This window comes from Desulfitobacterium dehalogenans ATCC 51507 (assembly GCF_000243155.2).
GTDB lineage: Bacteria > Bacillota > Desulfitobacteriia > Desulfitobacteriales > Desulfitobacteriaceae > Desulfitobacterium > Desulfitobacterium dehalogenans.
In genome coordinates this window covers 1189193-1214926 of sequence record NC_018017.1, presented here as the reverse complement: position 1 = coordinate 1214926, position 25734 = coordinate 1189193, and the positions used below count along the sequence as shown (strand labels likewise).

At 44.5% G+C, this 25734-nt stretch carries 22 protein-coding genes; 2 read left to right on the top strand and 20 right to left on the bottom strand.

All coding sequences use genetic code 11. The annotated features are described in order from the left end of the window. Positions 1-2: 2 nt before the first annotated feature. The 6 genes from DESDE_RS05890 to DESDE_RS05865 form a co-directional block, all read right to left on the bottom strand. The gene (locus DESDE_RS05890) at positions 3-581 is read right to left on the bottom strand and encodes a DMSO/selenate family reductase complex B subunit (RefSeq protein ID WP_014793130.1); all 579 of its coding nucleotides are present in this window, start codon (positions 579-581) and stop codon (positions 3-5) included. Next, complete coding sequence (locus DESDE_RS05885; protein WP_014793129.1) at positions 581-3178, bottom strand: molybdopterin-dependent oxidoreductase; 2598 nt, start codon at positions 3176-3178, stop codon at positions 581-583. Before DESDE_RS05885 ends, DESDE_RS05890 begins: the two co-directional genes overlap by 1 nt. 19 nt (positions 3179-3197) lie before the next feature. Further along, entirely contained in the window at positions 3198-4028 is an 831-nt protein-coding gene (locus DESDE_RS05880; RefSeq protein ID WP_014793128.1) for a dimethyl sulfoxide reductase anchor subunit family protein, read from the bottom strand. A gap of 2 nt (positions 4029-4030) precedes the next feature. Then, entirely contained in the window at positions 4031-4606 is a 576-nt protein-coding gene (locus DESDE_RS05875) for a 4Fe-4S dicluster domain-containing protein (RefSeq protein ID WP_005808093.1), read from the bottom strand. A gap of 17 nt (positions 4607-4623) precedes the next feature. Next, positions 4624-7200, bottom strand: coding sequence for a molybdopterin-dependent oxidoreductase (locus tag DESDE_RS05870; RefSeq protein WP_014793127.1), 2577 nt, complete (start codon positions 7198-7200; stop codon positions 4624-4626). A gap of 92 nt (positions 7201-7292) precedes the next feature. Beyond that, on the bottom strand, positions 7293-7985 hold the full coding sequence (locus DESDE_RS05865; RefSeq protein ID WP_019849750.1) for a TorD/DmsD family molecular chaperone: 693 nt from the start codon (positions 7983-7985) through the stop codon (positions 7293-7295). Positions 7986-8246: 261 nt separating this feature from the next. On the opposite strand from DESDE_RS05865, the gene DESDE_RS05860 reads away from it, so the two are divergent. Both DESDE_RS05860 and DESDE_RS05855 read left to right on the top strand, forming a co-directional pair. Further along, on the top strand, positions 8247-9926 hold the full coding sequence (locus DESDE_RS05860) for an ATP-binding protein (RefSeq protein WP_014793125.1): 1680 nt from the start codon (positions 8247-8249) through the stop codon (positions 9924-9926). Positions 9927-9942: 16 nt separating this feature from the next. Next, positions 9943-10644, top strand: a complete 702-nt coding sequence (locus DESDE_RS05855; protein WP_014793124.1) for a response regulator transcription factor — start codon at positions 9943-9945, stop codon at positions 10642-10644. Positions 10645-10690: 46 nt separating this feature from the next. On the opposite strand, the gene DESDE_RS05850 is transcribed toward DESDE_RS05855, so the two are convergent. From DESDE_RS05850 to DESDE_RS05790, 14 genes are all read right to left on the bottom strand, one after another. After that, on the bottom strand, positions 10691-11293 hold the full coding sequence (locus DESDE_RS05850) for an ABC transporter ATP-binding protein (protein WP_014793123.1): 603 nt from the start codon (positions 11291-11293) through the stop codon (positions 10691-10693). Then, positions 11283-12152 (bottom strand): oligopeptide/dipeptide ABC transporter ATP-binding protein, encoded by an 870-nt coding sequence (locus DESDE_RS05845; protein ID WP_172637645.1) that lies wholly within the window; start codon positions 12150-12152, stop codon positions 11283-11285. The genes DESDE_RS05850 and DESDE_RS05845 overlap by 11 nt, the downstream gene beginning before the upstream one ends. A 144-nt stretch (positions 12153-12296) precedes the next feature. After that, the gene (locus DESDE_RS05840) at positions 12297-13157 is read right to left on the bottom strand and encodes an ABC transporter permease (RefSeq protein ID WP_014793121.1); all 861 of its coding nucleotides are present in this window, start codon (positions 13155-13157) and stop codon (positions 12297-12299) included. After that, entirely contained in the window at positions 13150-14148 is a 999-nt protein-coding gene (locus DESDE_RS05835; protein WP_014793120.1) for an ABC transporter permease, read from the bottom strand. The genes DESDE_RS05840 and DESDE_RS05835 overlap by 8 nt, the downstream gene beginning before the upstream one ends. A 325-nt stretch (positions 14149-14473) precedes the next feature. Continuing rightward, a complete protein-coding gene (locus DESDE_RS05830; RefSeq protein WP_014793119.1) occupies positions 14474-16078 on the bottom strand; it encodes an ABC transporter substrate-binding protein in 1605 nt (534 codons plus the stop codon). Positions 16079-16531: 453 nt separating this feature from the next. After that, a complete protein-coding gene (locus DESDE_RS05825) occupies positions 16532-17245 on the bottom strand; it encodes a hypothetical protein (protein WP_014793118.1) in 714 nt (237 codons plus the stop codon). A gap of 18 nt (positions 17246-17263) precedes the next feature. Next, positions 17264-19390: an aldehyde ferredoxin oxidoreductase gene (locus tag DESDE_RS05820; RefSeq protein WP_014793117.1), complete on the bottom strand. Its 2127-nt coding sequence runs from the start codon at positions 19388-19390 to the stop codon at positions 17264-17266. 15 nt (positions 19391-19405) lie between these two features. Further along, the gene (locus DESDE_RS21025) at positions 19406-20056 is read right to left on the bottom strand and encodes a ferredoxin-like protein (protein ID WP_014793116.1); all 651 of its coding nucleotides are present in this window, start codon (positions 20054-20056) and stop codon (positions 19406-19408) included. Positions 20057-20581: 525 nt separating this feature from the next. After that, positions 20582-21196: a DUF3786 domain-containing protein gene (locus tag DESDE_RS05815; protein ID WP_014793115.1), complete on the bottom strand. Its 615-nt coding sequence runs from the start codon at positions 21194-21196 to the stop codon at positions 20582-20584. 45 nt (positions 21197-21241) lie between these two features. Further along, entirely contained in the window at positions 21242-21940 is a 699-nt protein-coding gene (locus tag DESDE_RS05810) for an MBL fold metallo-hydrolase (RefSeq protein WP_371200404.1), read from the bottom strand. Between the two features lie 23 nt (positions 21941-21963). Then, a complete protein-coding gene (locus DESDE_RS05805) occupies positions 21964-22506 on the bottom strand; it encodes a DUF1697 domain-containing protein (RefSeq protein ID WP_014793113.1) in 543 nt (180 codons plus the stop codon). Between the two features lie 55 nt (positions 22507-22561). Continuing rightward, positions 22562-23029, bottom strand: coding sequence for a hypothetical protein (locus DESDE_RS05800; RefSeq protein ID WP_014793112.1), 468 nt, complete (start codon positions 23027-23029; stop codon positions 22562-22564). Between the two features lie 118 nt (positions 23030-23147). Next, positions 23148-23984, bottom strand: a complete 837-nt coding sequence (mutM, locus tag DESDE_RS05795; protein WP_242831342.1) for a DNA-formamidopyrimidine glycosylase — start codon at positions 23982-23984, stop codon at positions 23148-23150. A gap of 49 nt (positions 23985-24033) precedes the next feature. Then, complete coding sequence (locus DESDE_RS05790; RefSeq protein WP_014793110.1) at positions 24034-25638, bottom strand: ASKHA domain-containing protein; 1605 nt, start codon at positions 25636-25638, stop codon at positions 24034-24036. Positions 25639-25734 lie beyond the last annotated feature (96 nt).

Here is a 25734-nt window from a genome sequence, read left to right as displayed (position 1 = left end):
GATCAGTCCTCCTTCACTATAAATTCTTTATTGAGAGCAACAGTTTTGGGTTTGATCAGAACGGAGGGGGTTGTTTTGGAAGAGTTCGGCAGCACCGGCAAGTCACTTACAGCATCCGCCCCATATTTTGCCCGCAGTTCGTCAAGTTCTCCCCATTTGATAGCTCTCATGGTGCAGGCATCGACACAGGCAGGGTTCTCCCCTTTTTCCACTAAGTTTTGGCACATATCGCATTTGCTGACCTGGCCGGTTTCTTCGATAAATTGAGGAACCCCGTAAGGGCAGCTCCAAGTGCAATAACGGCAGCCGATGCATTTGCTTTTATCGTGGGCGACAATCCCATTCTCCAGCTTATGCATAGCCTGAGTGGGGCAGCCTTCCACACATTTAGGTTCTTTGCAGTGGTTACAGGTGATGGAAAGGTAGTAAATCCAAGGCGCGGGGAATTTCCCGCCTTCAAAGCCTTTAACTCTTCTGAACAAAGTTCCGGGCTTCAGGTCATTGCGATCGTTACAAGCAATTTGACAGGTTTTGCATCCGCCACAAGCGGTCATATCAAAGTAGAATCCATATTGCGCCATTATTTATTCCCCCCTTGTGCAGCAACAATCCGTTTGGGCCATAAATAGTCGGTTTGCAGTTTGCTGTCGTACTTCTCGACTTGAACATTACATGTGTTGTATGCCTGCACCCCTTGTCCGGTAGGAAGTCCGCCATTCAGTACATTGGTGGCGCCTGCCTTACAGATACCGGTTTCATCGTCCACTTCTGCCCAAGCGCCCTGACCTAAAGTAAGAGTTCCCGGCATGATTCTCTCCGTGATATACACAGGCCGGATCACTTGGCCATGGCGGCTGCTGATTTTCACGATATCATTTTTAGCGATTCCTCTGGCGGCAGCATCGGCAGGATGAATATAGAGTCTGTTTTGGAACGCCTCTCTGAGCCAGGAGATATTATCCAAAGTTGAATGGCTGCGGCGTGCATAGTGGATTGTGGTGAGCTGGAGCGGATAGCCGCCCTTCTCTTTCTTCTCAAAGTTGGAGAAGGTTTCTTCATAGCCTTCAGTAACATATTGATACTTAGGGATGGGAGCTAAGGTGTTCCAACCATAAGCATTGATCGTATCGGCTAAACCTTGGCTGTGGATTTGGAATTTGCCGCTTTCGGTGCCCAGTGGGTTCTTTTCAGGGTCCTCAATGAAGTCTTTATAGTCAATATAGGTGTATTGGTCTCCAGGGGAACGGGGCACCTGATAGATTCCTTGTTCTTTAAATTCTTTATAGCTGATGCGGCCTTCCTGGGGAGTTCCTTTCACTCCCAGGGCGGCGATATCCTCAGCGGTAATGGTCACCAGCTTCTCATAGCCTGATCCGTCTTCCTTCATCACAGTGCAGCCAGCCACCATATTGAACAGCTTCTGCTCAGGGGAAAGGGGATCAAAATCAGCAGGATCCAAGCCCAGCCGCTTGCCGATCTCGGCATACATCCAATCATCATCTTTCGCCTCAAACATGGGTTGGGTGATTTGGCTGTAGAAAATGATCATTTCCGGGTTACCCGTTAAGAAACCGCCCAGTCTTTCCCACTCGGTGGTAGCCGGAAGCACGATATCTGCATATTGGGCCGTGGCGGTAAGGAAATGAGCTGATGTTACCACAAATTCAACTTTGCGGAAAGCTTCGATTCCTTTCATGATATCGGTATTCTGATTGAGTACATTGCCCGAACCGATATTCCAGATCATGCGGATATCGCAGGGCTGTTTGCCTCTCACTCCTGCAGTGTACTCCCCATTGAGCACTGCATCCCAGGCTTCGTCGATGACCATGCCATGCCAGTCTGTTTTAAAAGGATCTGGTCCTGGGAAGGTTGGCTCTTTATAGAGAGGATTAGCCGGAGATTTGCCGCCGGCAGTTCCTGCTTTGACTAGAGCCGGCCCGCCATAGCTTTGAGTATTATGACGATTATTAGTGCACACGCTGGCCCCTGGTTTCCCCACATTTCCTGTCATCCAACCCACGGTCAGGAAGGCTTGGCAGAATTGTTCACCAACGGAGGTTCTGGCCGCTGCCGATGAACTGGAGAAGGTCATGGGTTTCGTGACAGCTACCTCATGAGCGAAAGAGCGGATAAGATCCGGATCGGTTCCACAATGCTCGGAAGCCCATTCCGGAGTTTTAGGTGTACCATCATAGGTTCCCAGAACATAATCCTTAAAGTTCTCTTTCGGATCAGCACCTTCCGGCATATGCTCGGCATCAAAGCCCACACAGTATTTATCGAGGAACTCCTGATCATGGAGGTTATTGGTGATCATATAGTGGGCCATTCCCAATAATAAAGCCGTATCTGTTCCAGGTCTTACGGGAATCCATTGATCAGCAAGAAGCTGGGCTGTATCGTTATAGAATGGGTCAACGATAATGAACTTTGCACCTGCTTCTTTGGCCTGTTTAAAATTGTAGGCAGGATTACCGCCGCTGCTCCATACGGGATTAGCGCCCCACAAAACAATGAGTTTGGAGTTTCTCAGATCCAGGCGGTCGTTAGACCCTTTGGAACGGCCGCCGTTCATAAATTGCTGGGGTTTTGGCCAAGCTCCATCTGAAGTACATCCCCAGTAGGTCATAGCCCCGCCATAGGCATTAAGAGCCGGACCTGTGGCTTTCGCCAGAATAGCTTTATTGCCATAGGTTTCTTTAACACGTTTTAGTTCGGCGGCAATATGATCCAGGGCTTCTTCCCAGGAAATTCTTACCCACTCATCTTTACCCCGGAGCTCTCTCTTGCCGCCGTCTCCTGGGTTCCAATTCTTGCGTTTCATGGGGTATCTTAAGCGATCGGCACCAAAAATCTGCTGGCGCTGAGATCTCCCTCTGGCGCAGCCCCTTTGTTGTGGATAATCCGGGCTGTCTGGATGGGTATCATCGGTCTTTTGACGGACAACAACACCGTCCACTACCTGGGCCTTGTTCAGGCAGCGTCCGCCGCAGTTATGCCAGCAAGCTGCCGTAATCCATGTTCCTTCTTCATTGGCTGCCTGACCCGCATTCGTCGTGGTCAGAGTATTGCCACAGCCCACCAAAGATAAGCTGGCAGCAGCAGCGGTGCTGGCTTTGATGAAGTTTCTGCGGCTGATTGTCATTTCATTGATCTTATCAAAGAACTTTGTCATGAGTATGAGTAGCCTCCTTTTAAATTAGTCCAATATTCGTAACGACCATGGCAGCGTAAAAAATATACCGGCCAATAAACTGACCACAGACCAAAGCTATACCGGCCAGATAAATCATCCCTGTGGCTGACTTCGCCTCCTGCTGAAGAGTGGGCCAAAGCAAAAATCCTGCTCCACCAAGAACAAGCAGCCATTTTAAGCCAACCGCTACACTCAGGCCATTGAGGATTTCGGCGCTGGCATGGGCGGCCGACCCGCCAAGACTAAGGTTAATCCCATAAGGTACCGCTACTGCAGCTTGAATGACGACGGCAGCCAGGACGATCAAACCAATGATCTTTTTATCCTTACCCTGTAATTCTTTAAAGCTTAAGGCCAGGAAAAGCAAGGCGCCGACGGCAAGGGTTGTTCCATAAAAATCAGCAAAGGTATTGGCCCCCTGCCAAACGGGAACCGAAGCTGTAGAATAAAGTTTCGCCATGGAGAATACGGCGATTAGGCCAATCCCGCTGCCAGCCCATCTAAGCGCTGCCTTAATCCCTTGATTCTCCACCTTAAGATATTGAACCAGAGCATAAAGCACGGCGATGCCCATAAATACGCCGCTAAACAGGATTTCTCTGCTCAGCCAGGAACTTCCCACATTGAGAAGAGAATTCAAGGCAGCCAGTGGTTTCCCTAAGTGAGCCAGGGAAGCAATCACGCCGATGATGCTTAAACCGGCGGCCAGATAGGCCGCTTTCTTGAACTCTTGATCAGCGTGGAGGATCTTGCCAAGGGTCATAAAAAGCATAATGCCGATGGAGGCCTGCATGAAAAAGGAAAATACCAGTAAAGCGCTTTCACCCATACTTAAACCTCCTTATACCTGAAGTCTTTTTGTGCCGCAATTCTTTTCGCCTTGATCACCAGGGACGGCTTCGTCCGGGACGCTTCAGGCAGAATTGCCAATTCACTGGTGGTGTCACCATGTTTGGCCTTCAGTTCATCCGTATCTCCCCACTCCAGAGCCCGCATCGGGCAGGCATCCACACAGACGGGGTTTTTGCCTTCATCACGCAAGTCCTTGCAGCCGTCGCATTTTCCTACTTTCCCCAAATCTTTGATGAATTGGGGTACACCATAGGGGCAGGCCCAGGTACAGTACCTGCAGCCAATGCATTTGGCTCTGTCATGCTGAACTGTGCCGTCTTCTGCTACATGCATGGCCCCGGTAGGACATCCTTCCACACATTTAGGTTGGGCACAATGGTTGCAGCTTCCTGAATAGTGATAGGCCCCGGGTGCCGGATAGACCCCTACTTCGTAGGTTCTGGCCTGCCTAAAGATGGTGCCTACTTTCAAATCATTTTTATCTTTACAGGCAATCTGACATGTTCTGCAGCCAATACAGGCCGTCATATCAAAATAGAATCCCAAATAACCCATTTACTGCACACTCCCTTCTAAAAAATGATCCGTTGGGGTTTTTCTACATCTGGGATTAATGAAGCTCCAGCATATTTCTCAAGCTGAACGATACAGGTATTCCAGCCGGAAGCACCTTGTCCCGTAGATACCGGACCGCAGAGAATGTTGTCTGCTCCGCCCTTATCAATACCGGTTTTCTCGTCCATGTCCACCCAAGAACCATGAGGCAGGCCGATGACACCCGGCATAAAGCGCTCGGTAACCAAAGCAGTGCGCAGGACCTTGCCATGTTGGCTGGTTAACAAGACGGTATCTCCATCCATAATTCCTTTAGCTTTGGCATCCTGAGCATTGATGAAGACAGGATTAGGCCAGGTTTCTCTGAGCCACTGGACATTATCAAAGACGGAGTGGGAGCGGCGCAGATAGTGAGGATTAATCACTTGGAAAGGATAGTCTCCTTTGGCCTTGCTCTTCCAATCACTGAAAGTGGCCTGATAGCCTTCAACCGGTGGAATATAGGTGGGAATCGGCTCGATCTTGCTATATCCCATATTGTTGATTCTCTGGGCAAGAGCACGGGAATAAATCTCCATCTTGCCGCTTTCGGTGCCCAGCGGATTGGCTGCCGGATCGTCTCTGAATTTCTTATAAGCAATGAAGCCGTAGTTATCTCCCGGTTTTCTTTCGACTTGATAGAGGCCTTGCTCTTTAAATTCTTTAAGAGTAATTTGACCTTCCTGGGGCTCACCTTCCACTCCCCATTCGGCAATATCGGCGGCCGTGATGGTGACCAGGGGGGCTTTTGTCTTGCCATCGGGTAAGGTCACTTTGCTTCCCGCAATCATATTAAAGAATTGCTGTTTTTCGTCAAAGGGGAAGGCTTTGCTGACATCTACCCCTAAACGTTTTCCCAACTCCTTGGCAATCCATTGGTCGCTTTCACATTCGTACATTTTTTCGGTAATTTGGGAATACATAATCAAAATTTCCCGGTTGCCGGTGACAAACCCGCCAAGTTTTTCCCATTCTGTAGTCAGAGGCAGCACGAAGTCTGAATATTTAGCGTTGGTGGTTAAGAATTGAGCATGGCTTACCACCAGCTCCACCTTACGGTGGGCTTCGATCCCTTTGGTCATACCGTCGGCAGTTTGCAGACGGGCACTGGTATCGTGGTAAATAGCGCGGATGTCAATGTCGCGCATTTCTCCCTTTTTCCACTTCATTTGACCTGTAAAATTATATTTGCCGTCGACGATGGCCCGCCACATTTCCGTATGATTGAGGCTGTCGTCCACAGGGTTCTCCACGGAAGGCAGTCCATCTTTACCTGCGGTCACCAAGCCCGGTCCGCCATTGCTGGAGCCTGTGTGGCAGCTTACTCCGCACATATGCCCGGATTTTCCCATATGCCCGGTCATGGCTCCGATGGTCATCACCAGTTGGGGAAGGCTATCGGCATTCTGAGTTCTTGCTGACGCCCAGCCAAAGATAATGGCTACTTTCTTGTTTTTACTCATGGCTCTGGCCAGGTAACGAATGCGTTGGGGTTCCACTCCACAGATTTCAGAGGCCCATTCGGCATTTTTAGGTGTGCCATCATAGGTTCCCAGGACATAATCTTTGAAATTATCCTTAGGATCGGCACCTTCCGGCATGCTGTCGGCATCAAAGCCGATGGTATTATTCTTCAGGTACTCCCAGTCAATCAGGGGATTGGTAGCAGGATCATCTTCCACAATCAGAGTATGGGCAACTCCCAGAAGCAGGGCGGTATCTTCCGAAGGGCGTGAGGGAATCCAATCCGCTTCCAGTAAAGCATAGGTATCATTGTAGTATGGGTCTACGGCAATGAACTCCGCACCGGCCTTTTTAACCTGCATGAAATTGTAGGCTGGGTTGCCCGCCGAGCTCCAAGCCGGATTCATGCTGAACATGATCACGGTTTCGCAGTTTCTCATATCAATCCGGTCATTGATCCCTTCAACAGCGGAAGGTCCAATACCCACAGGGCCATTGGTTCCATGCCAGGTTCCGCGGGATGTGGTGCCCCAATTGCTTACATAGCCGCCATACAAGGCCAGCACTTTGGAAGCATCTCCGCCATCGGCAAAGATAGCACGATTGCCATGCTCTTCTTTAATCCTTTTCAGCTCACCGGCAATCGACTCAAAGGCTTCCTCCCAAGAAATTCTTACCCATTCATCTTGACCACGGAGTTCTTTTTGCCCGCCTCCTGGTGCCCAATTCTTCCTGCGCATTGGGTATTTCAAACGATCGGCGCCAAATACCTGTTGTCTTTGGGAACGCCCACGGAGGCAAGCTCTTTGCTGGGGAAAATCAGGACTGTCCGGATGAGTGTCGTCTGTTTTTTGGCGGACAACCACACCGTCAACGACCAAAGCCTTATTTAAACATCGGCTGCCACAGTTATGCCAACAGGCCGCTGTTCTCCACTCACCTTCCCCATTGGCCATCTGATCAGGGCTGGCCGTGGTCAAGGTGTTCGCGCAGCCTCCCAAAGAAAGGGCGGCAGCGGCGGCGGTGCTGGCTTTAAGAAAGCTTCTGCGGCTTAGATTCAATTCATTAATCTTATCTAATAAATTTACCATTCCTTTTCTTAACCTCCTTGACTTCGTACATCGATAGTATTAGTGCTTAGATTCCTGGGGAACCCATCACCCCCTTAAGCATAGCTTGACCATTAGATTACACCCATTATTTCCTGTATAACAACCTTATCCACTTGCAATATCTTCTCGGTCAGGGCAGCTAACTGGGGATAAAAGTAATGTGTCTTAGAATTTTGGATCTCCCGGGAAAAGTCCTTAATCCAGACCAATAAATGTTCCTCCAGGAACTTCTTTTGACTGGATAATATCTTTTGAGTATCTTCATGTCTTTCTTCCTCGAATCGCTCCAGGGCCAGCTTACTCAAATGAACCATAAAGTCCAGCTCCATCGCTAAATGATCATCCGCCTCATGAGGATAATTTGACGGTAGAAACCCATATTCCAGATAAGCTCGACGTACTCTTAGTGTACTTTCTTGAAAAATCATTCTTTCCTCACTGCGGTAAACAGATTCCCAGGGAGGAGCAGGCAGCCTATTAGGACCAATAAATAAAAAGGTGTATTCACTTTTTAAATGCTCCAGTGTCTTTTCCCTATCATTATTCAAGGCCATTTTCACTTCGTTCAACAAGGAAAGATAGGCACTTGGATCACTATCCTCATTAAGCCATAATTGCAGGGCATCCTGGGTGTGTTCACCGGTAACGGCTTCAAACAATTGGCTACTAGGCTCATTTCCAAAAGTGTGTTGTAGTAGTCCATAAAGGTAATGACGATTGGCAAGTAGTATCGCAATAGTATCATTTTGGGTAGTTTCCATCATGAGACACCTCATCCATTGCTTTTGTGTAGTTTATCACAAAAATATTAATTCTCAATGTGTAAATATTAACAAAAGATTAACGTAATATTATTTTTCACAAACTTTTCTAAACCAATATTTACAAAGGCGATTAAGCACTTAACAAAACACCAACTTGTATGATAAACTTTTGTAGACCGTACTTTTTTATGGTCGTAATTATTTTTTCTTATAATCAAGATAGTTCTCACAAGAATATGAACTATAAAAGGGGGTTGAGTTATGAGCGGCATCAAGAAAAAAATCAGGACTCCCGATAACTTAACCTTCAGCTTTATGCTGGCTACTGTGATTGTAATTATTATGGTTATGGGTGCCAAATATTTTTGGGATTATCATCAAGAGATGAAGCAGGCTGAACGAGAGATGCTTGAAAAGGCCCAGATTATCACCCAACAGCAAAAAGCCCTTTGGGAATTCATGGCCATTAACCAACGTAAAATCAATTATGATCTCGAAGGTAATTTAGAATATAAATTTCTCAGTTGCTCGACAGTGGCTATGGGGGTAGGTGCCATGCTGGCTGCCGAAACAGATTATAAATTGAAACCTACAAATATTAGCTATCGAAATATACTGAATGCGCCGGATGAATTTGAGATTCTGGGAGTCATCCATCTTAAAAAACTTCCTACGACCACTGAATATTGGGCTATAGAAGATATGGATGGCAAGCCTGTTTTCCGTTATATGACTCCCCTGGTCATTGATAAGTTCTGTTTGGATTGTCATGGAGAGCCGAAAGGTGAAATCGATATCTCCGGCTATGCTAAAGAAGGTTTGAAAATCGGAGATTTTGCGGGAGCACTGAGTTTGACCATGCCCATGGATATTTATCTGGAGAATATGCATGGTAGTCAAAGGAGCAATGCTTTCTTTTCCTTGGTGCTTATTTTGGTGTGCATTACCTGTATTTATTTATTAGTGACTAAAATGGTTACAAGCTCCCTTGGGGAATTAGAGCAGGCTGTTTCCAAAGTGGGGGCAGGCCAATGGGATGTTAATCTAAAAGACCTAAAGGCCAGAGGTGAAATCCGCAGGCTGACCAATCATTTTCAGAATATGACGGAACAGCTGAAGGATCTCTACAGCAACCTGGAATTGAAAGTCGAGCAACGGACGGATGAATTAGAAAAGGCTAACTCCATCTTAAAGAAACACCAATACGAACTGGAGCAAATGAACCTACGCCTTAACGAAACCAATATCTATAAATCTGAGTTTTTGGCCGTGATGAGTCACGAACTGCGAACTCCTCTCACCTCTATTATTGCCTTTACCGAACTTATGTTAGTGGATTTGCCGCCCCAGGATGAGAATAATCTTCATATCCTTGAGGAGATACAGACCAATAGTCAAATCCTGCTCCGACTGATCAATAATATCTTGGATCTGGCAAAAATCGAAGCCGGCAAGGCACAATTGAATCTTGAAATCGTCGATATGCAGGATATTATCGCTTTAGTAGAAAGTGTCATTACTCCCTTAGCTAAAAGCAAAGGCATTGATTTAAGTGTTCATGTGGATCCCCATGTTCCTTTAACCAAAGCGGATCCTGAAAAAATTCGCAGAATTATCGAGAATCTCGCCGGTAATGCGGTTAAATTCACTGACTCGGGAGGAAGAATTGAGATTCTTGTTGAATATAATTCTCTCACAAATGAAATCATTCTCAGGGTCAATGATAATGGCATTGGGATAAAAGAGGAGGATCAGAAATACATCTTTGAAAAGTTTACCCAAGCAGATAGCTCCGCTTCTCGAAAATATGGAGGCACCGGATTAGGACTCTCTCTTGCCAAAGAATTGGTTGAACTGCATCAGGGTTGGATTAAGGTAGATAGCCAATTCGGCGGTGGAAGCAGCTTTATCGTGGGTATTCCTATTCAAAATTTAGAATAAGAGAAGAGGGGAAACTATGGAAAAGCAGCTCAAAGTAATGTTAGTGGACGATGAGGATAGCATTCGCAAAGTCGTTGCCCATCTCGCTCAAAAGGAAGGCTATGACTTTTGCTACGCTTCCGACGGGGAAAAGGCTTTACAAATGTTTGCCCAAGAGAATCCTGATCTGATCATTCTGGATGTTATGCTACCGGAACTGGATGGGTTTGAAGTGTGCCGTAGAATTCGTCAAGAAAGTGCCGTCCCCATTATCCTCCTTTCCGCCAAAGGGGATATTGTTGATAAAAGTGTAGGATTCAATATGGGGGCCGACGATTATATGACTAAGCCCTTTAGCCCCATTGAGCTGGCCTTGCGTATGAAAGCCATGTTCCGCAGAGCCTTTAGACTTTCCACTGAGAGTTTGGCAGAGGATAAAGATCGTTTGATCTTTAAAGATTTGGAAATTAATAATAAAACCTTTGAAGTTATCGTCCGTGGCAAAAAGGTGGACCTCACTTCAAAGGAGTTCGAACTTCTATCCTTTATGGCCAATCACCCTGGTCAGGTTTTTACCCGTCAGCAGCTTTTCGATAATCTGTGGGGAGAAAAATATTTAGGGGATTCTGGTACCATCACTGTGTTTATCCGCAAAGTCAGGGAGAAAATCGAGCTGGACCCCGGCCGTCCGGAATATATCCTAACCGTCTGGGGTGTGGGGTATAAATTTGCGGGTTAAAAAGACCCGCCTTCCAAAGAAAGCAGGCCTAGAGGAGGTTGCGTATTCAGAGCTCTTCAAAATGAATCATACGTGTACAGACTTTTTCAGCGAGGGCGCGATTATGGGTGACGGTTAACAGACCCATGTTGCGCTCTTTTGTGATCTTTAACAACACATGCCAAATCTGGGCCTGAGTAATAACATCCAGCATAGTGCTTATCTCATCGGCAAGCAGAAAGCGCGTAGGTTGACCCAGCACCCGGGCAATACAGAAGCGCTGCAACTCCCCTCCCGAGAGTTCATTGGGATAGCGCTTTAACCATTCGCTCTCAATTCCCAATTCCTCGAGTGTCTTTTCATCAGGCTCCCAGCCTTCCGCTAAGGATGCTTCCAGCTTCCAGCGGGGATTGAGAGCTTTTTCAGGATGTTGATAAATTAATTGAACCGGACAATAGCCCCTTGACTGTAAAGGCTTACCATCAAGCAATACCTCCCCTCGGGTTGGCTTAAGGTAACCGGAGAGAATTTTGGAAAGGGTACTTTTGCCACATCCTGAAGGCCCAATCAGCCCTACCCTCTCCCCTTCTTCTATTTGAAGATTGACGTCCTGAATAATCCAAGGCTCTTTGCCATAGCGGAAGTAAATATTTCTCGCCTCAAGAAGCATGAACACACCTCACTTCGCAGTCTCCTACTCTACGCATAGGCACTTCCCCTGCACATTCCCCGCTGATCCACTCACAGCGTGGGGCGAACCGACATCCTGTGTGAATGCTTCCTGCATAGGGTTGGGAACCGGAAATAGGATTAAAACCATTTTGAGGGAGAGCATGCCACAAAGCCCGGCTATAGGGATGACGCAGTGCATCTCCACCCTGCAGAAAATTCTCTACCGGTGTGACTTCTACTGTGGTTCCCGCATAGAAGACAGCAATCCGATCAGCGTATTTTAAAGCCAAATCAATATCATGGGTGATGAGCATCACACCACAGCCTTGGTCTGCCAGTTCACGAAAAATCCGCATGGTCTCCTCGGCAATTTCCGGATTGAGTCCAGGAGTAGGCTCATCGGCTATGATGAGCTTGGCATCACTGAGCACTGCGGTGGCAACCAAGACTCGACGAGCCATACCACCGGAAAGCTGGAAGGGAAATTTTTGACCGGCCTCCTCTTTGAGGGCAAAGCGTTCAAAAACTTTGCGCTGCTGTTCCTGGGTTCCTTTCTCACCACGAACCTGTTTATCAACCCGCATGAGAGGATCAAGATAAGATACGGATTGAGGAACCAACGCGATCTCATGACCGCGCAATTTCTTCTGACGTTTTGGTGTCAAAGGCTCTTCATCATAGTTTAAGGTACCTGCCATCGTCGCATTGGCAGGGAGAATTCCTAATATAGCATGAGCCAGCAGGCTCTTGCCAGAACCGCTGGAGCCGACGACTGCCAAAATCTCTCCTTTATGGATGGTGACATCCAAATGGGAAATGACCTCCAGCTCCCGTTGCTTAAGGCCTTTTTCATACATTCGAAATCTAACGGATAGATTATTCACTACCAGAAGAGGGGATCCTTTTTTTTCTACAGTATCCGGCTTCCCCTGCGCTTTATTTACTGGGTTTGATTCTTTAACGGATAGTTTCTCCAGGATAAGGCTCATACCCATCCCCTCCTATTCTTGAGCACTATAGGGATCGATCAGTCGTCTTAGGCTTTCTCCGATAGCTTCAAACATCATGACAATGATCAAAAGCATCACGCCTGGGAAGAATGCCAACCACCACATCCCTGTGGCTAAGTGTTTCATAGCTTCCGAAAGAATGATCCCGACAGCGGGCATATCCAGAGGTAGGCCGTAACCTAAAAAGGTGATCGCCGCTTCATGAAGAATAGCATGGGGAAAAAGCAAAATCAGCCCGATCACAAATTGAGGAAAAACATGGGGAACAATGTGAGTTTTGGCAATAGTCCAGTTGCTTTTACCTAATTTTTTTGCCGCTTGCACATAGTGTGCATTGCGGATCTGGAGGACTTCAGCCCGCATCACCCGTGTTAAAGAAGGCCAGTGAGTTACAGCTACGGCGATGATGACTCCCTGGAGCCCCCTCCCCAGCATAAAGGATATCAACATCAGTAATACGATATGGGGAATTCCCATGCACAAATCCACGAGCCAGCTGACGAATTGATCCACCTTGCCACCCGCCGTTGCTGCCACAATACCCAGAATCAGGGCAATTACCGCACTGACCGTAGCCGCTAAAAGACCAACCAGAATACTGGTGGACAAACCTTTAATCGTCCGGGCAAACATATCCCGTCCCAGATAATCGGTACCAAACCAATGATCTACTGAGGGAGCCAGCTTCTTAGCCCCGTAGTCCGGCGCATAGGCTTCCGGACTCATAGTCAATCCCATGACCGTAATGGCAATCAAAATTGCTGCGCAAATCCCTAACATAAAAAAGGTCTTCGTCCTTCGATTCAATCCCCCATCCCGTATAAGTTCAGCCGTCATTGTGTAGTTATCCATGGGGATTCGCCTCCTTTATGTGGGGATCGACGATGCCATAAATCAGGTTGGCAATGAAATTCCCTGCGAAGACGAAGACTGCACTGAACAAAGCAATCCCCAAAAATAGAGGCACATCTCCACGAAGCCCTGCTTGAGTCACCGCATTGCCCAAGCCCGGATAGGTAAAGACTTGTTCAGCTAAGACAGAACCCCCAAACAATTCACTGAAAGAGGCAAATTGCAGGGTAATAGCCGGAAGCATAATATTGCGAATTCCATGTCGTTTAACAATACTATAGGTAGATTCTCCCCTTGCTTTGGCAAAGAGCACATACTCTGACTCGAGAACGTCGATCATTTTCTGACGGGTATGAAGAGCGATATTCGCCACTCCTATAATACTTAGTGTAAAAGCAGGTAAAATCAGATGATGTATGCGTTCCCAAAGGGTTACCTCTGAGGCAAGCCTGCCGATGGGAGCCGCCAGGCCAATAGGAAACCACTGCAGATTCACGGCGAAAACCATCAGTATCAACAGCCCAATCCAAAATGTCGGAGCTGAGGATAAGGCCAGACAAAAGGTTTTTATGAAGCGGTCCATCAGCTTCCCCCGGTTCACTCCGGCCAGGATACCAAGGACAAAGCCCAATATCCCGGAGAGAACCCAAGCTACTCCCATTAAGGCTAAGGATGCTTTCACCCGTTCCCCTATCACTTGGGTGACAGGTAATCGATAGGTGGTGGAAATTCCCATATCCCCCTGGAGTACATTGCCTGCCCAAGTTAAAAAGCGCTCCACCGGGGGCTTATCCAGCCCCCAGTAACGAGCCACATTGTCCCTTTGTTCCTGTGAGACATTGGACTCTGAGCCCACAAATGCATCAATGGGATCAACAGGTGAAGCCATAACCAAGGCAAAAGCAATGACACTCATAGCAATGAGCAAAGTGATCATGCGCAGGAAGGATGGCCATATTAGTTTCTGTAAGACCTTGTTTCTCTCTCTCATCTATGCTTCCTCAAGTCTCTTCATTTTTCACTCATGGAGTTCCATCTTAAGCTGCATCATCGATAAATGAAGCTCGTTGCTCGGGTCGTGTAGCTTTACGTACATCCGCTCACTCATTAGCTCCAGGGCTGGTCAACTTGCTTTCTTAACAGTCGAGCCAAACCCCAGGGTACTACCTGATGTGAACCGGTGGCTCGCCTATGTTAAGAAAGCTTCGTTAACACAGCCGCCCTTCCGCTAAAATCGTTCTCTCCTGTACGCAAAGCTACGCTTATAGGGCATTAGAGCCATCATTTTTAATGTTACTCCTTAGGCGGGCTTTTTATCAATTGTGCTCAAAGGTCCACTCATTCATATTGGCGATAACCGGCACTCCATGTCCATGGGGATGAATCCGTTGTTCCCCAAGGCTTAACCCATCCCGTACAAAATAAGTATGGTCGATATTGACAATCCATAAGAAGGGATAATCGACGCTGGTTCCTGTCTCGCCATCCCATTGCGAGAGTTTCCAATACTCTATGGCTTCTTCCATGCTGGTAGCTGCCAAAGCTTTTTCAATATATTCATCCACTTTAGGATTGGAATAGGAAGCAGGATTGCTGGTCCCGACGCCAATCATTTTGGAATAATGAGCATTGTAAAGGTCGATAGGATTATAGTCACCGCTTCCCCAGCAGGTGGGTATATTGCGGGTCAAAGCTTTACAGTCGGCCCAGGCCACGGCTTCAGCCATAAGATTAATTCCCAGTTTCTTAGCATCTTCGCTTAAAGCCACGGCCAAATTATAGCGTTGCAAATCATCTGTTCTTCCCGTGATTTTAAACTCAGCCTTGATTCCATCCTTCTCCCGTATTCCATCTCCATCGGTGTCGATCCAGCCTGCTTCTTCCAACAGGGCCTTTGCTTCTTCCACCCGGCCATCCTCAAATTCTGGAGTGTTGTTCCAGGGTAAAGCATCCACTCGGCCATAGGCGGGAAACCCTATACCATTAAGAGCATTCTGGATGATGGTCTTCCGATTAATACCAATGTTTAGAGCTTTGCGTACGGCATAATCACTGGTTACGTTATTTCCGATCACATTGCCATTGGCATCCGACCTTTCCGGTATGGTGGGTAAATTAAATCCCCGATTATCCACAGTCTTAATGCTTTCCATAGTCATACCGGAAACCTCTTCGTAAGCATACTCAGGATTAACCATGACTACGTCTAAGTTTCCTGATTTTGCTGCCGCTAAGGCGGCTTCCTCATCCAAGTTCAGAATAGTGATCTTCTTAAAGCTAGGCTTGGTTCCGTAATAATAATCATTGGGGACGACGATAAGCTGTTGTTCTTTATCCAATTGGGCTACTTTGAAGGGGCCCGTCCCAATCGGATTGTCCCCATACCCCTGTCCATAAGCATGCTTGGGGACAATTCCCAGCAGGGCGGTGGTAGAGACAAATGCTGACCATTTTTTATTCAAGGTAAAGACGACGGTCGTATTATCTTTGGCTTCCGCCTTTTCCAGCATGGTCAAATCCACACTGGATCCACTTGCTTTGGCGGTCATATAGGTAAAGGCTACATCGTCAGCGGTTAAAGACTGGCCATCAGAGAATTTCACATCGTCGCGAAGAGTGTATGTATAAGTCAAGCCATCGTCACTAATTGTATAATTGACAGCCAGATCCGGTTCCACTTCAATTTTGGCATTGAATTTCAATAAGGCACTATGGAAGATTCCGTCTCCATAGATTCCATAACCGGTGCAGGGATCATAACCGCCACTGGTCATCCCATACCCAATATAAATAACCAGTTCATCTTTGGCAGTCTTTCCCCCAGTAGTTACCGGATTGCTTCCTCCACAACCCGCCAGAAGGAGCGCTATACACATGATAAGTACACCTGAAATCATCCACTTCCCATTTTTGCTTTTCATCTTAATCATCCTCCACTTCTTTGCCATAGCCCTCGAAGAAAGACATTTAGATTTTTAACACTTACTTACCATTTCCTTAATTAAAAAGTTCTTATACTCTATACCTCAAAAATAAAAACACCATGAAGGCACGTTTTTAACGACCTCCATGGTATTAAGGCAGGTTCATCCTGCTTATATTGTGTATTTGATTATTGAGATTAAATAATTGTTTAAGAACGTAAACATTGGTCAACAACAATCAATTCAGTACTTAATGAAAGGATATACTATAGACCCACTTATTGTCAAGATAATTCAATCGAGATTTCTAACAAGTCCGAATAATCAATATAGTTATTTTACTATTTTAAAATTTAAATATATTAGTACGCTCAATTAGTATACTATTATTCCATTCAGATTAAAAAAGGATCAAATCAGTAATTTACACCTCCTTTTAAAGTCCCAATTTTAATTATATCCATATTCTCCTTGTTCGGTACTTTCTGCCAAGGCCCTCGCATATTTCTCACTCATATGAAGAGTAGAATAGAAGTATCGGATGTTGTTTCCTGTAAGAAGTTCTTTTATGTCTTTGTATCTTTCATCCTCTCTCAACTTATTTAAAGCTATCTCTATTTCCTCATCGTTATAAGAATACGGCGTTTTACCAAAATAGTAGATAGGTGTGGGACAAGGATAAGTCTTACAATTCCACCTTACCATTTCAACTATCGTTTTTGATAAATCCTTCTCCTCAACTAACATAGCAATCATGGCATAGTTATCGCTCATATATTGATTTGAATAATAATATACATCCTCATTACCTTTTATAGACACTATGTCTTGAGTATCTTCCTCACCTCCCATTTTTTCTATGGTTTCTTCCACTGTTTCATCCTCTTCAACTAAGGATTTTTGGCTTGTGAGCATGGAGCCAATACTTCTTTCTCTAATAAAGTCTGCCAAAAGTATATACTTTGATCCACCTACTTGCTCACCTTGTTCCTCCATATCCTGGGATTCCGCGTCAACTAAATCTTCTTCATCAAGCAGATCCACTAAATCTATCTTCATTCTTAATTCTTCTTCTGCTCTGTCCGCATTAATTTCATTGGATTCATTTCCAAATTCTTTTTTGTTAATCTCTACGGCAAATCCTGGTTTTCTTCTTCTAAACATCTTTATGTCTCCTTAATTCTAGGCTGGCAGCAGCCCTCTCTTTTCCAGATCATCTGCCATATAACCAAGGCTTAGTCTCTCCAGGGTTTTCCTAGTAGGTATTCCTGTTTCCTTATCCCAGCCCATCTCCTCATAGAACATATCTCGTGCAATTTCCATATCATCTCGATCTAATTTGTCTGTTCCTTCTTCAAAGGCTTTAAAGTCAGGATCCTTATCAAATACCCATTTAGTAATTTCATCATGATCTTTTCTTAAGTTCTTACTTCCTAAATGAATATTATAGGATAGAGCTGTTATTACCCTTAGCATGTTGCTAACTCTCTCACTGGCTAAATCCACATCTGCTCTTGTCCATTTTTCACCTGTAACAGCTGTCATATATTTGGCATCCAGTTCTAAATCCCCTTTATATCCTCTTGCTTTAACCGGAGACAAAGTCATGGGATACATCCAGTTGCAAAGGGTTGCCATATCATGCCATTGCTTACCAATAAAAGCCCATTTGGCAAATTTCGCTTTGCTTCTATTCATAGGCGTATAGTGTTTAGGCGGATCTATTACACCCTCACCAAACTCTTCTTCAAGTATTCCCTTATATAGTTCATAGGGTGATCCGGAGGATGTGATGCAGGTAACATGATGCACCATACAGTCCCTATTGTACATCAGATTATAAAGCATCGCTGCTTGCCCTGCTTCACTAGGTCCATGGTGGTTAGGATAGCCATTGTAACAAAGATTGCCTTGGCCTTGATCATCAAAATATTCTTTTCCTAATCCCCATTTTTCTACCATGAGATAGGTTCCCATACCTATTGTTGCTATTTCACCCTTATTCGATGCTACTCTCTTTACTATTTCCCATATCCATCTCGGATCACCAGATTCCAATAGTTCCCATGGTATGGAATCATATTCCTCTTTCGGGAGCTTTTCCTTTAGTATTCCTTTTTTATAGCAATATGCAAAGTCCTTTTGGATATTTCCATAGTTATCCCAAAGACCATATTCATCTACAGCTCTCGCACCCGTAACATTGTTTACAAAACTGCCATCATTTTCATCCACATGTTTCATTTTTCCGATATTTCCCGCATACCAATTCCCTACTGAAATAATAGGCATACAAGTATTAGAAACCTTTGTCGGTAAATCAAAATCAGCCAATGGATCGACATCATATTCGGCATAGCATCTGATTGGGCAAGATGAACATCCTCCGACTTTAACCATATATTTATCGGCAAGATCTCCGTGGTCAAAATGTCCTTTATGTGCTCTAAAGCCTATCTTATTTAGATCTCCCGGCGGCTGCTCACCCATGTCAACAAATCCGCCTGGTGCTTTATGCCATCCTAGTCCTGAAGCCCCTGACCATCTGTTTTTTCCGGAAGGCGCTGAGTATTCCGCCCAAGATTGTGGAGTTGCCGGTACATTATGGTTATTGTTCCCTCCAATCAACTCTTTTAACATATAATTACTTTGTTCTCTTAAGTCCTTCACATTGGCAATTTTTATATTTCCAGTACCTCTTACCGCAATACCCTTTACCTTCTTAGAGCCAAAAATAGCTCCACATCCTGCTCCACCTGAATTCCCAAACGAAGTAATCAGGTTTGACATATTTACTAAGTTTTCTCCTGCCGCACCTATAACTGCGGCGCAAAAATTCTCTCCATTTTCTTTTACTAACATTCTATTGGCTTCGAAGGTACCTTTTCCCCATAAATGGCTGGCATCTTCGATGGAGACCTTATCATCATCTATCTTTAAATACACGGGTTTAGCTGATTTTCCCTCAAATATTATCGCATCATAACCAGCATACTTTAAAGCATGTGCAAAATGTCCACCCATATGTCCATCTACTATTGAAAATCCTTTTGACCATGAGGATAAGCAAGTAATATTCATTCTTCCTGAACAAGGAACTCCTGTAGCAGTTAACGGGCCTGTGGCCATGACGATTTTGGAAGCTTCATCATGGGCATGGGTTTCCAGTGGAACTTCGTCATAAATAACTTTATAACCTATTCCCATTCCGCCGACATAGTCTTTATATTTACTAGTATCTTCAGTATTTATATTGCCTGTGGTAAAATTGACTCTTAAGATCTTTCCCGCCCATCCATATACGCTCATTATTTTATCCCCCTATTATTTTCTAGTTTTCTGCAAAGCTGCAGTTACACTATCCCAGTCTACAACGCTTAATGCACCTGTAGGGCATCCTGTTGCACAAGAACCACATAGAATGCACTTGGACGACTTTCTAGTTTCTGGATTAACCGTTGGCATTTCCCATGGACATTGCGCAGTACATGTACCACAGCCTACACATTTAGACTGATCGACTTTTTTTACTCCCCTATCATCTGAGGATATTGCTTGTACTGGACATGCATTTCCACACGAAGGGTCTTCGCATTGACGACATGTATCCGGGAAATACACCCAGTTATCTGTTAATAACCCATTACCCAAATGGCTTAACATTAAGTTTCTGCTAACCTTAGCCCTGGAAACATAAGAAGATACATACCCATCATTCACTTGAGTACAGTTGATTTCACAGCGTTGACAACCGGTACATTTTGCTTCATTCACGACAAGCAGTCCTTGGGGCGTACTCCACACCCTTACTTTCCCACTGGTTACTTGTTCCTGTGTACATCCTATTAGAGACAGAAATGATGCTGAGATGGCTACACCCACGATACTTTTTCCTGAGACCTTCATGAATTTTCTTCTTGTCATTTCGCTGTTCAATGTTCGGTCTAAAAAATTCTCGCTTTTTGATACTGTCATCCTTGTTTTTCCTCCTTTTTATTTTTGTTATTTATAAACTAAAAATAGTTTATAAAACAGAGATATTGTGCATCATTTGGATATCAGTAACAATCAGTAACAATTGTCAAAAATTTGTGTCAAAAATTGACGACACGCAATTCAGATTATAAAGTATTTGTTGAATATTCGGAAAATTAATTATATAAATTAATTGTTGAAAATTGCGAAAATTCCTGTTATACTGTTAGTAGTAATTATAAATTAAATAGATCATGGTTATGTTTGTTTATTTATGCTCATATTTTCACTTGAGTGTATTTTGTGAATATTCTATCATCCCTTTTGAAATCGGTCAATAGCGCTTTTAATTTTTATAAGATTAACGGAAAGAGAAATACCTCCATTGAATCAGTCAGAATTCAATGGAGGTGTTTTTATGCAAGAGCCGTCAAAAAGGATAACTGCTCAACTGTCAGCTCAAGTAGAGAATGCAAAAACCCTCATGATCAAAAAAGGATATAACCCCAAATCTGTTAAGCCACGTCAGCTGGAAGCCCTCTTATTCAGCCGATTGGCTAAGGAAATACCAAGACCAATGATGCTTTCACTATGTAACATGGGCTCTATTGAAGGATCAAAGAGGATTGTGGCATTGGCCTTCACCTCTTCGTCCCCTTCCCAAATGACCACACACACAGGGATTTCTGGAAAGGCTTGAAACATCACCGATGAATCACCCATATTAGCGGGTTGCCCACCTAAAGAGGCTGCCAAGGTTCCCAAAAGCTTGGCCTGATGACCAAATGCCTTGATTAATGGTGAGATGGCTGTTTTAAGAAAAGCCGAATAAAAAATCATCCCTCCCGGTATTTCCTTAATACTCACCCACCTGGGCTCTGATTCCACTAGCGGCTGCGCATAGGCTAAATAGTTAAGAATAATGATTGCATCCATGATATCCAGACTATGCCCATCTGCTTTACGGTATACCGTTTCCTGATTGCTATCCACAATGTACTCTTGATTAAAAAACATAACTATAAATTGCTTGGTATCCACGTTATAAGATACCGCTCGTGTAGATGTAATCTCCACCGGCTCTCTCTTTTTTATGTCTTGCCAGAACTTATTATAGGCAACACGGTAATTCGTATCCATTCTTATCCCCTCCACTCTCATAATTCATCCCCACACCACTATGTACTAATTGCTCTTAATCCCCCCATGGTAACAAATATACTTGTCTGCTTCAAAGCTTTGTAACTCTGCCAGGGATTGTGTAGCGCTTTCCATATCCAAGGTAAACTGAGGGTTGGCAATAACCAATTCATTGTTCTCCAGCACTGCAGCATCACCGGTTATTATGGTTCTATGTTTCTTCAAATAGAGAGTTATATGCCCGGGTGTATGACCCGGTGTGCTTATAATTTCACACCCCCCGCACCAGTCCATGATTTGTCCATCATGAACGGTGATATCCACTGCAACCGGTTTAACACTTCTCAGGATATTGCAAAAGGCTTCACCAAAAGCCTTCTGCTCCTCAGTTAAGGCAGCATTTTGCAAGGCTTCAGCTTGCTCCAAGCGCATAGACTTCGTTTCTCCGGCTATAAAAGGAGCTTCTATGGAACTTGCTACAACTTGGATCTGAGGGTACTTCTGCTTGAAATCTGCTAAAGCCCCCATATGATCGTGGTCGTGATGGGTAATAAGGATTTTGGTGAGTTGACTGCAATCTAAGCCCTGAGCTTGGATAGCACCCTCAACCTTAGGCATAAAGCCTATATACCCACAGTCCACCAGAATCATTTCCTTGGCATCCATTAAAATCACTGGGTGGATCACTTCCTCTATGTCGCCAAACTTAACGGGAATATTCAAAACGATAATCTCTTCCATCATATCCTCCTTGACACACTGGGAATTTAATGAGACAGAGCTATTTCCAACACCTTTCTTGTGGTGTTGGCATTTCTAATGGTAACGGATTTATACGCCTTGGTCCCAACGATTTTGGTCCACCGAGTGCGGGAAAAGGTCTTTAACTGTGCTGACCAAAATATCACGGGACCATAAGCAAATACTTGTTCATACTCAGGCTTCGTGGACCCTACCTCAGCAACTATGTCTATGGCTGTGGCGGGATGTATAACAAATAGTGCATTATGCTTTGCATTGGGGTCCTCTCCCCACCAATCCGGCGCATGCTCTATAGCTTCTCTCATGCTTTCCCCATCGATAAGTGCTAAGTCTATAGGAAATTTAAATTCCTCCTCTAAAATTTCTTTGCATTTTTCAATAAGCACCGGAGGATCCTGTGCCTGATAATCAAAGATTACATTCCCACTATTAATGTAGGTCACCACATTTTGAAACCCGGCTTTCTCCAAGCATTGTTTCAATTGGTTCATGGGGACTCTATTTTTCCCTCCCACATTAATCCCCCGAAGTAGGGCGATATACTTCATACAAATTTCCCCCATCATATTAAGTAATACTTGCTTCGTATGGATAGTTTTACTCTTATGGCGATGTATAATAGCTCTGGACGGAAGGAAGCAAAGTAATCGCCTGAATAAGTAAAGCCCAAAAAATATAGCCTAAATGAATGACAGCAAAGCCCTGAATAAAGTAAGCTTCAACTGCAATCCAAATAATTAAAACAAAACCGATATAGAGTGAATAGGTCCAAGCCCAGTGTTTATCTGAAAACAAGTTGAGCCGATTAACTACTGCCAAAGGCTGATTTTTTACTAAACCATAAGCTACAGCCAATGGCAAAATTCCCAACAAGGTGAGAAGAATTATACCGGGTAGCAAAAAATCACTAAAGGGGGAATGTTCCAGCATCGTCGCCGGCATCTGAATCAATTCACCACTGGGATCGATAATAAGAACCGTCCCGCCAAAAATTGCTCCTAACCCTAAAAAAGCCTGCAAGAATATTAATAATTTGATCGAAAAAGACTTTCTTTTAATTTGGTCCCCCATGCTTATCCCTCTCTTCACGACTGGATCCTTATATCATTAATTTGTCATAGGCTAAATTATTCCTTAAGGTTAATTCGCCGGCGGTCAATTGTTTAGGTTTTTAGCCGGCACATCATGCTTAATGTTGGCATGTTAAACAATAATAAGCATTCCTACCCCCAACTATCTTTTGCCTTATTGTATCACCACATTGAAGACAAGGTTGTCCCGAACGATCATAAACCTTGAAATACGGGATCATTCCCCCACTTAAATTATCCCAGAAGGCAAAAGGTTCTTCGATATAGCCCCCTTTTTCAATAGCTTGCCGAAGCAAATCAGGGATAACTGAATACAACCGTTCCTTCTCCCCATCGGTTAATGTCGGAACTTTTCGTTCCGGCAGTATTCCCGCAGCAAATAAAATCTCATTGGAATATGCGTTTCCTATCCCTGATATATTTTTTTGATCCATGAGCAGGGGCTTAATCATTCCTCTTTTTGCGCTAAGGATTTTCAGAAAAGCGGTAAAGGAAAATCCCGAATCCAAAGGATCAGGGCCCAACCCATCCTTAATAGCTTGTACTTGGGATGGGTCGAGGAGCTTAAGATAACCTAATCTTAAATCACAAAAATGGAGAATAGAGTCATCTTCAAACCTCAGCTGAATATGTGAGCTACCCGGCAGCTCTACAGGCTCTCCAGCCACCTCATAATAGATTCTGCCATCAAGCATCATATGAGCGCAGAGGGCTTTCCCTGAGCTCAGGGAAAGGATGAGGTATTTTCCACATCTTAACACCTGCTCAATACTTGTATCCTGCACCCATCTTACAAACTCATCAGGAGGAACATTGGTGCTACGCTCCCGGACGATTTCAGTTCCTACAATTTTCTTACCGAGAACGGACAACTGCAAATAATCCTTGTACGTTTCCATTTCGGGAATTTCCGGCATGATGCTCACCTCAAGCATAGTGTTGCCAAACAAGCTCGGTCCGACTCAAATATAAGCCTATATATTATCAGAAACCGCTTTGTCGAACTGCCAATTTCTCCTTGACACTCGGGAATAAATCCATATTCGTGTGAGGTAAAAACCGACTTCCGCAGTATTTGTCCATAAACATATTGTTTGCATTCATTTCGAAATAAGTAATCTTATTGGCAATTTGCTCTATTTCTCTGCGCTTTTCATTAGAAAGCAGAACCTGACGCGCTCCTTCGCCTGAGCTATTCCCCAGGCGCATCATATGTTCTCGTGGAAGATCGGGATAGAGCCCAATGGTAATTGCGGATTCAAGAGGCAGATACTGGCCAAATGCACCTGCCGCATAAAACTTAACAATCTCTTCCCACCGGCAGCCCACACTTTCAATTAATACTTCAAGTGCAGCGTTTACGGCCCCCTTTGTACGCATGAGACTGCTAATGTCCTTTTGACTTATAAATATCTCCCTGCCCTCTGCACTTTCGTGGGCAGGAACGATAATGAAACGCTCTCTCCCATCTGTAAATCGGGCAGCCCGATCAATGATCCCATTTAAGAAAAGTTCCGCTAATATATCAATTAATCCTGAACCACAAATTCCTCTTGCGGGGGCATTATCGATGGTTGTATATCTTACACTATGTTCAGAGTCTATCTCAACATGATCAACAGCCCCTTGTTCAGCTCTGATTCCACACTCCGTTACTCCCCCTTCCAAAGCCGGACCAGCCGCCCCTGCACATGCTACCAACCATTCATGATTTCCCAGAATGAATTCTCCGTTTGTCCCGATATCCACCAAGAGTGACGTTTCTTCCTGCTTATGCATACCACTTACCAGAATCCCCGCTAAGACATCACCGCCAATATAACTGCCGATGCTCGGCAAACAATAGGTCGGTGCGAGGGGATTGACATCTAAGCCAATGTCCTTAGCACAAAATACTTCCGCATTATTAACCACTGGTTTATAGGGTTCCCGGCAAATTGAACCAGGGTCCAAACCTAATAGCAAATGAACCATAGTCGTGTTTGCCCCAATACATACTCCATTTATATCATGCGGCTTCAGTGAGAATTGAGTACATAAATTTTGAATAAGCTCATTGAGTGTATTTACAATCAAGGCTTGCAGCTCTTTTAAGCCTTTTTCTTCTCTGGCAACCATAATGCGGCTAAGTATATCGTCCCCAAACTTAATTTGGCCATTATAATCCGAGGCTTTACCAATAATGTCTCCATTAATCATGTTTACAAGATAAACAACCACAGTGGTTGTTCCTATATCAATGGCTAACCCCACATTAAAATCGGTATGATCTCCAGGTTCTAGATTAATTAATTGATAACTTCCAGCTTTTCCTTCTTCATTGATATCATGACTTGCAGTCAGTGTAACCGTTATGGCCTCATTCCCATCACGGCCAAACTTTAGGACATCATTCATGAGGGGCACCGGAATGGATACAGGAACCCCTAGCCTTTGATGCAAAGTTTGACGGAGGCTGTCAACCATACCCTTATTACTTTGTTCACCGCGTCGGGATATATCTATGCTTATTTTTCTTGTAAGTGGATCGAGTTCAAAATCATTGAGGACTGTCTGTTCTGCCAAGATGACGGGTCTATAATTATTCATTTTCAATCCCCCTTTGTCTATTATAAATGGAAAGCCAAAAAATTGTTAGAATAATTAAAAAACAAAAAAGAGAGTTGCGGACTGCAGTTCTCCCTG

Coding starts and splice junctions, on each gene's coding strand:
- DESDE_RS05890 (WP_014793130.1), bottom strand. CDS start 581: ATGGCGCAATATGGATTCTACTTTGATATGACCGCTTGTGGCGGATGC.
- DESDE_RS05885 (WP_014793129.1), bottom strand. CDS start 3,178: ATGACAAAGTTCTTTGATAAGATCAATGAAATGACAATCAGCCGCAGA.
- DESDE_RS05880 (WP_014793128.1), bottom strand. CDS start 4,028: ATGGGTGAAAGCGCTTTACTGGTATTTTCCTTTTTCATGCAGGCCTCC.
- DESDE_RS05875 (WP_005808093.1), bottom strand. CDS start 4,606: ATGGGTTATTTGGGATTCTATTTTGATATGACGGCCTGTATTGGCTGC.
- DESDE_RS05870 (WP_014793127.1), bottom strand. CDS start 7,200: ATGGTAAATTTATTAGATAAGATTAATGAATTGAATCTAAGCCGCAGA.
- DESDE_RS05865 (WP_019849750.1), bottom strand. CDS start 7,985: ATGATGGAAACTACCCAAAATGATACTATTGCGATACTACTTGCCAAT.
- DESDE_RS05860 (WP_014793125.1), top strand. CDS start 8,247: ATGAGCGGCATCAAGAAAAAAATCAGGACTCCCGATAACTTAACCTTC.
- DESDE_RS05855 (WP_014793124.1), top strand. CDS start 9,943: ATGGAAAAGCAGCTCAAAGTAATGTTAGTGGACGATGAGGATAGCATT.
- DESDE_RS05850 (WP_014793123.1), bottom strand. CDS start 11,293: ATGCTTCTTGAGGCGAGAAATATTTACTTCCGCTATGGCAAAGAGCCT.
- DESDE_RS05845 (WP_172637645.1), bottom strand. CDS start 12,152: ATGTATGAAAAAGGCCTTAAGCAACGGGAGCTGGAGGTCATTTCCCAT.
- DESDE_RS05840 (WP_014793121.1), bottom strand. CDS start 13,157: ATGGATAACTACACAATGACGGCTGAACTTATACGGGATGGGGGATTG.
- DESDE_RS05835 (WP_014793120.1), bottom strand. CDS start 14,148: ATGAGAGAGAGAAACAAGGTCTTACAGAAACTAATATGGCCATCCTTC.
- DESDE_RS05830 (WP_014793119.1), bottom strand. CDS start 16,078: ATGAAAAGCAAAAATGGGAAGTGGATGATTTCAGGTGTACTTATCATG.
- DESDE_RS05825 (WP_014793118.1), bottom strand. CDS start 17,245: ATGTTTAGAAGAAGAAAACCAGGATTTGCCGTAGAGATTAACAAAAAA.
- DESDE_RS05820 (WP_014793117.1), bottom strand. CDS start 19,390: ATGAGCGTATATGGATGGGCGGGAAAGATCTTAAGAGTCAATTTTACC.
- DESDE_RS21025 (WP_014793116.1), bottom strand. CDS start 20,056: ATGACAGTATCAAAAAGCGAGAATTTTTTAGACCGAACATTGAACAGC.
- DESDE_RS05815 (WP_014793115.1), bottom strand. CDS start 21,196: ATGGATACGAATTACCGTGTTGCCTATAATAAGTTCTGGCAAGACATA.
- DESDE_RS05810 (WP_371200404.1), bottom strand. CDS start 21,940: ATGATGGAAGAGATTATCGTTTTGAATATTCCCGTTAAGTTTGGCGAC.
- DESDE_RS05805 (WP_014793113.1), bottom strand. CDS start 22,506: ATGAAGTATATCGCCCTACTTCGGGGGATTAATGTGGGAGGGAAAAAT.
- DESDE_RS05800 (WP_014793112.1), bottom strand. CDS start 23,029: ATGGGGGACCAAATTAAAAGAAAGTCTTTTTCGATCAAATTATTAATA.
- mutM (WP_242831342.1), bottom strand. CDS start 23,984: ATGCTTGAGGTGAGCATCATGCCGGAAATTCCCGAAATGGAAACGTAC.
- DESDE_RS05790 (WP_014793110.1), bottom strand. CDS start 25,638: ATGAATAATTATAGACCCGTCATCTTGGCAGAACAGACAGTCCTCAAT.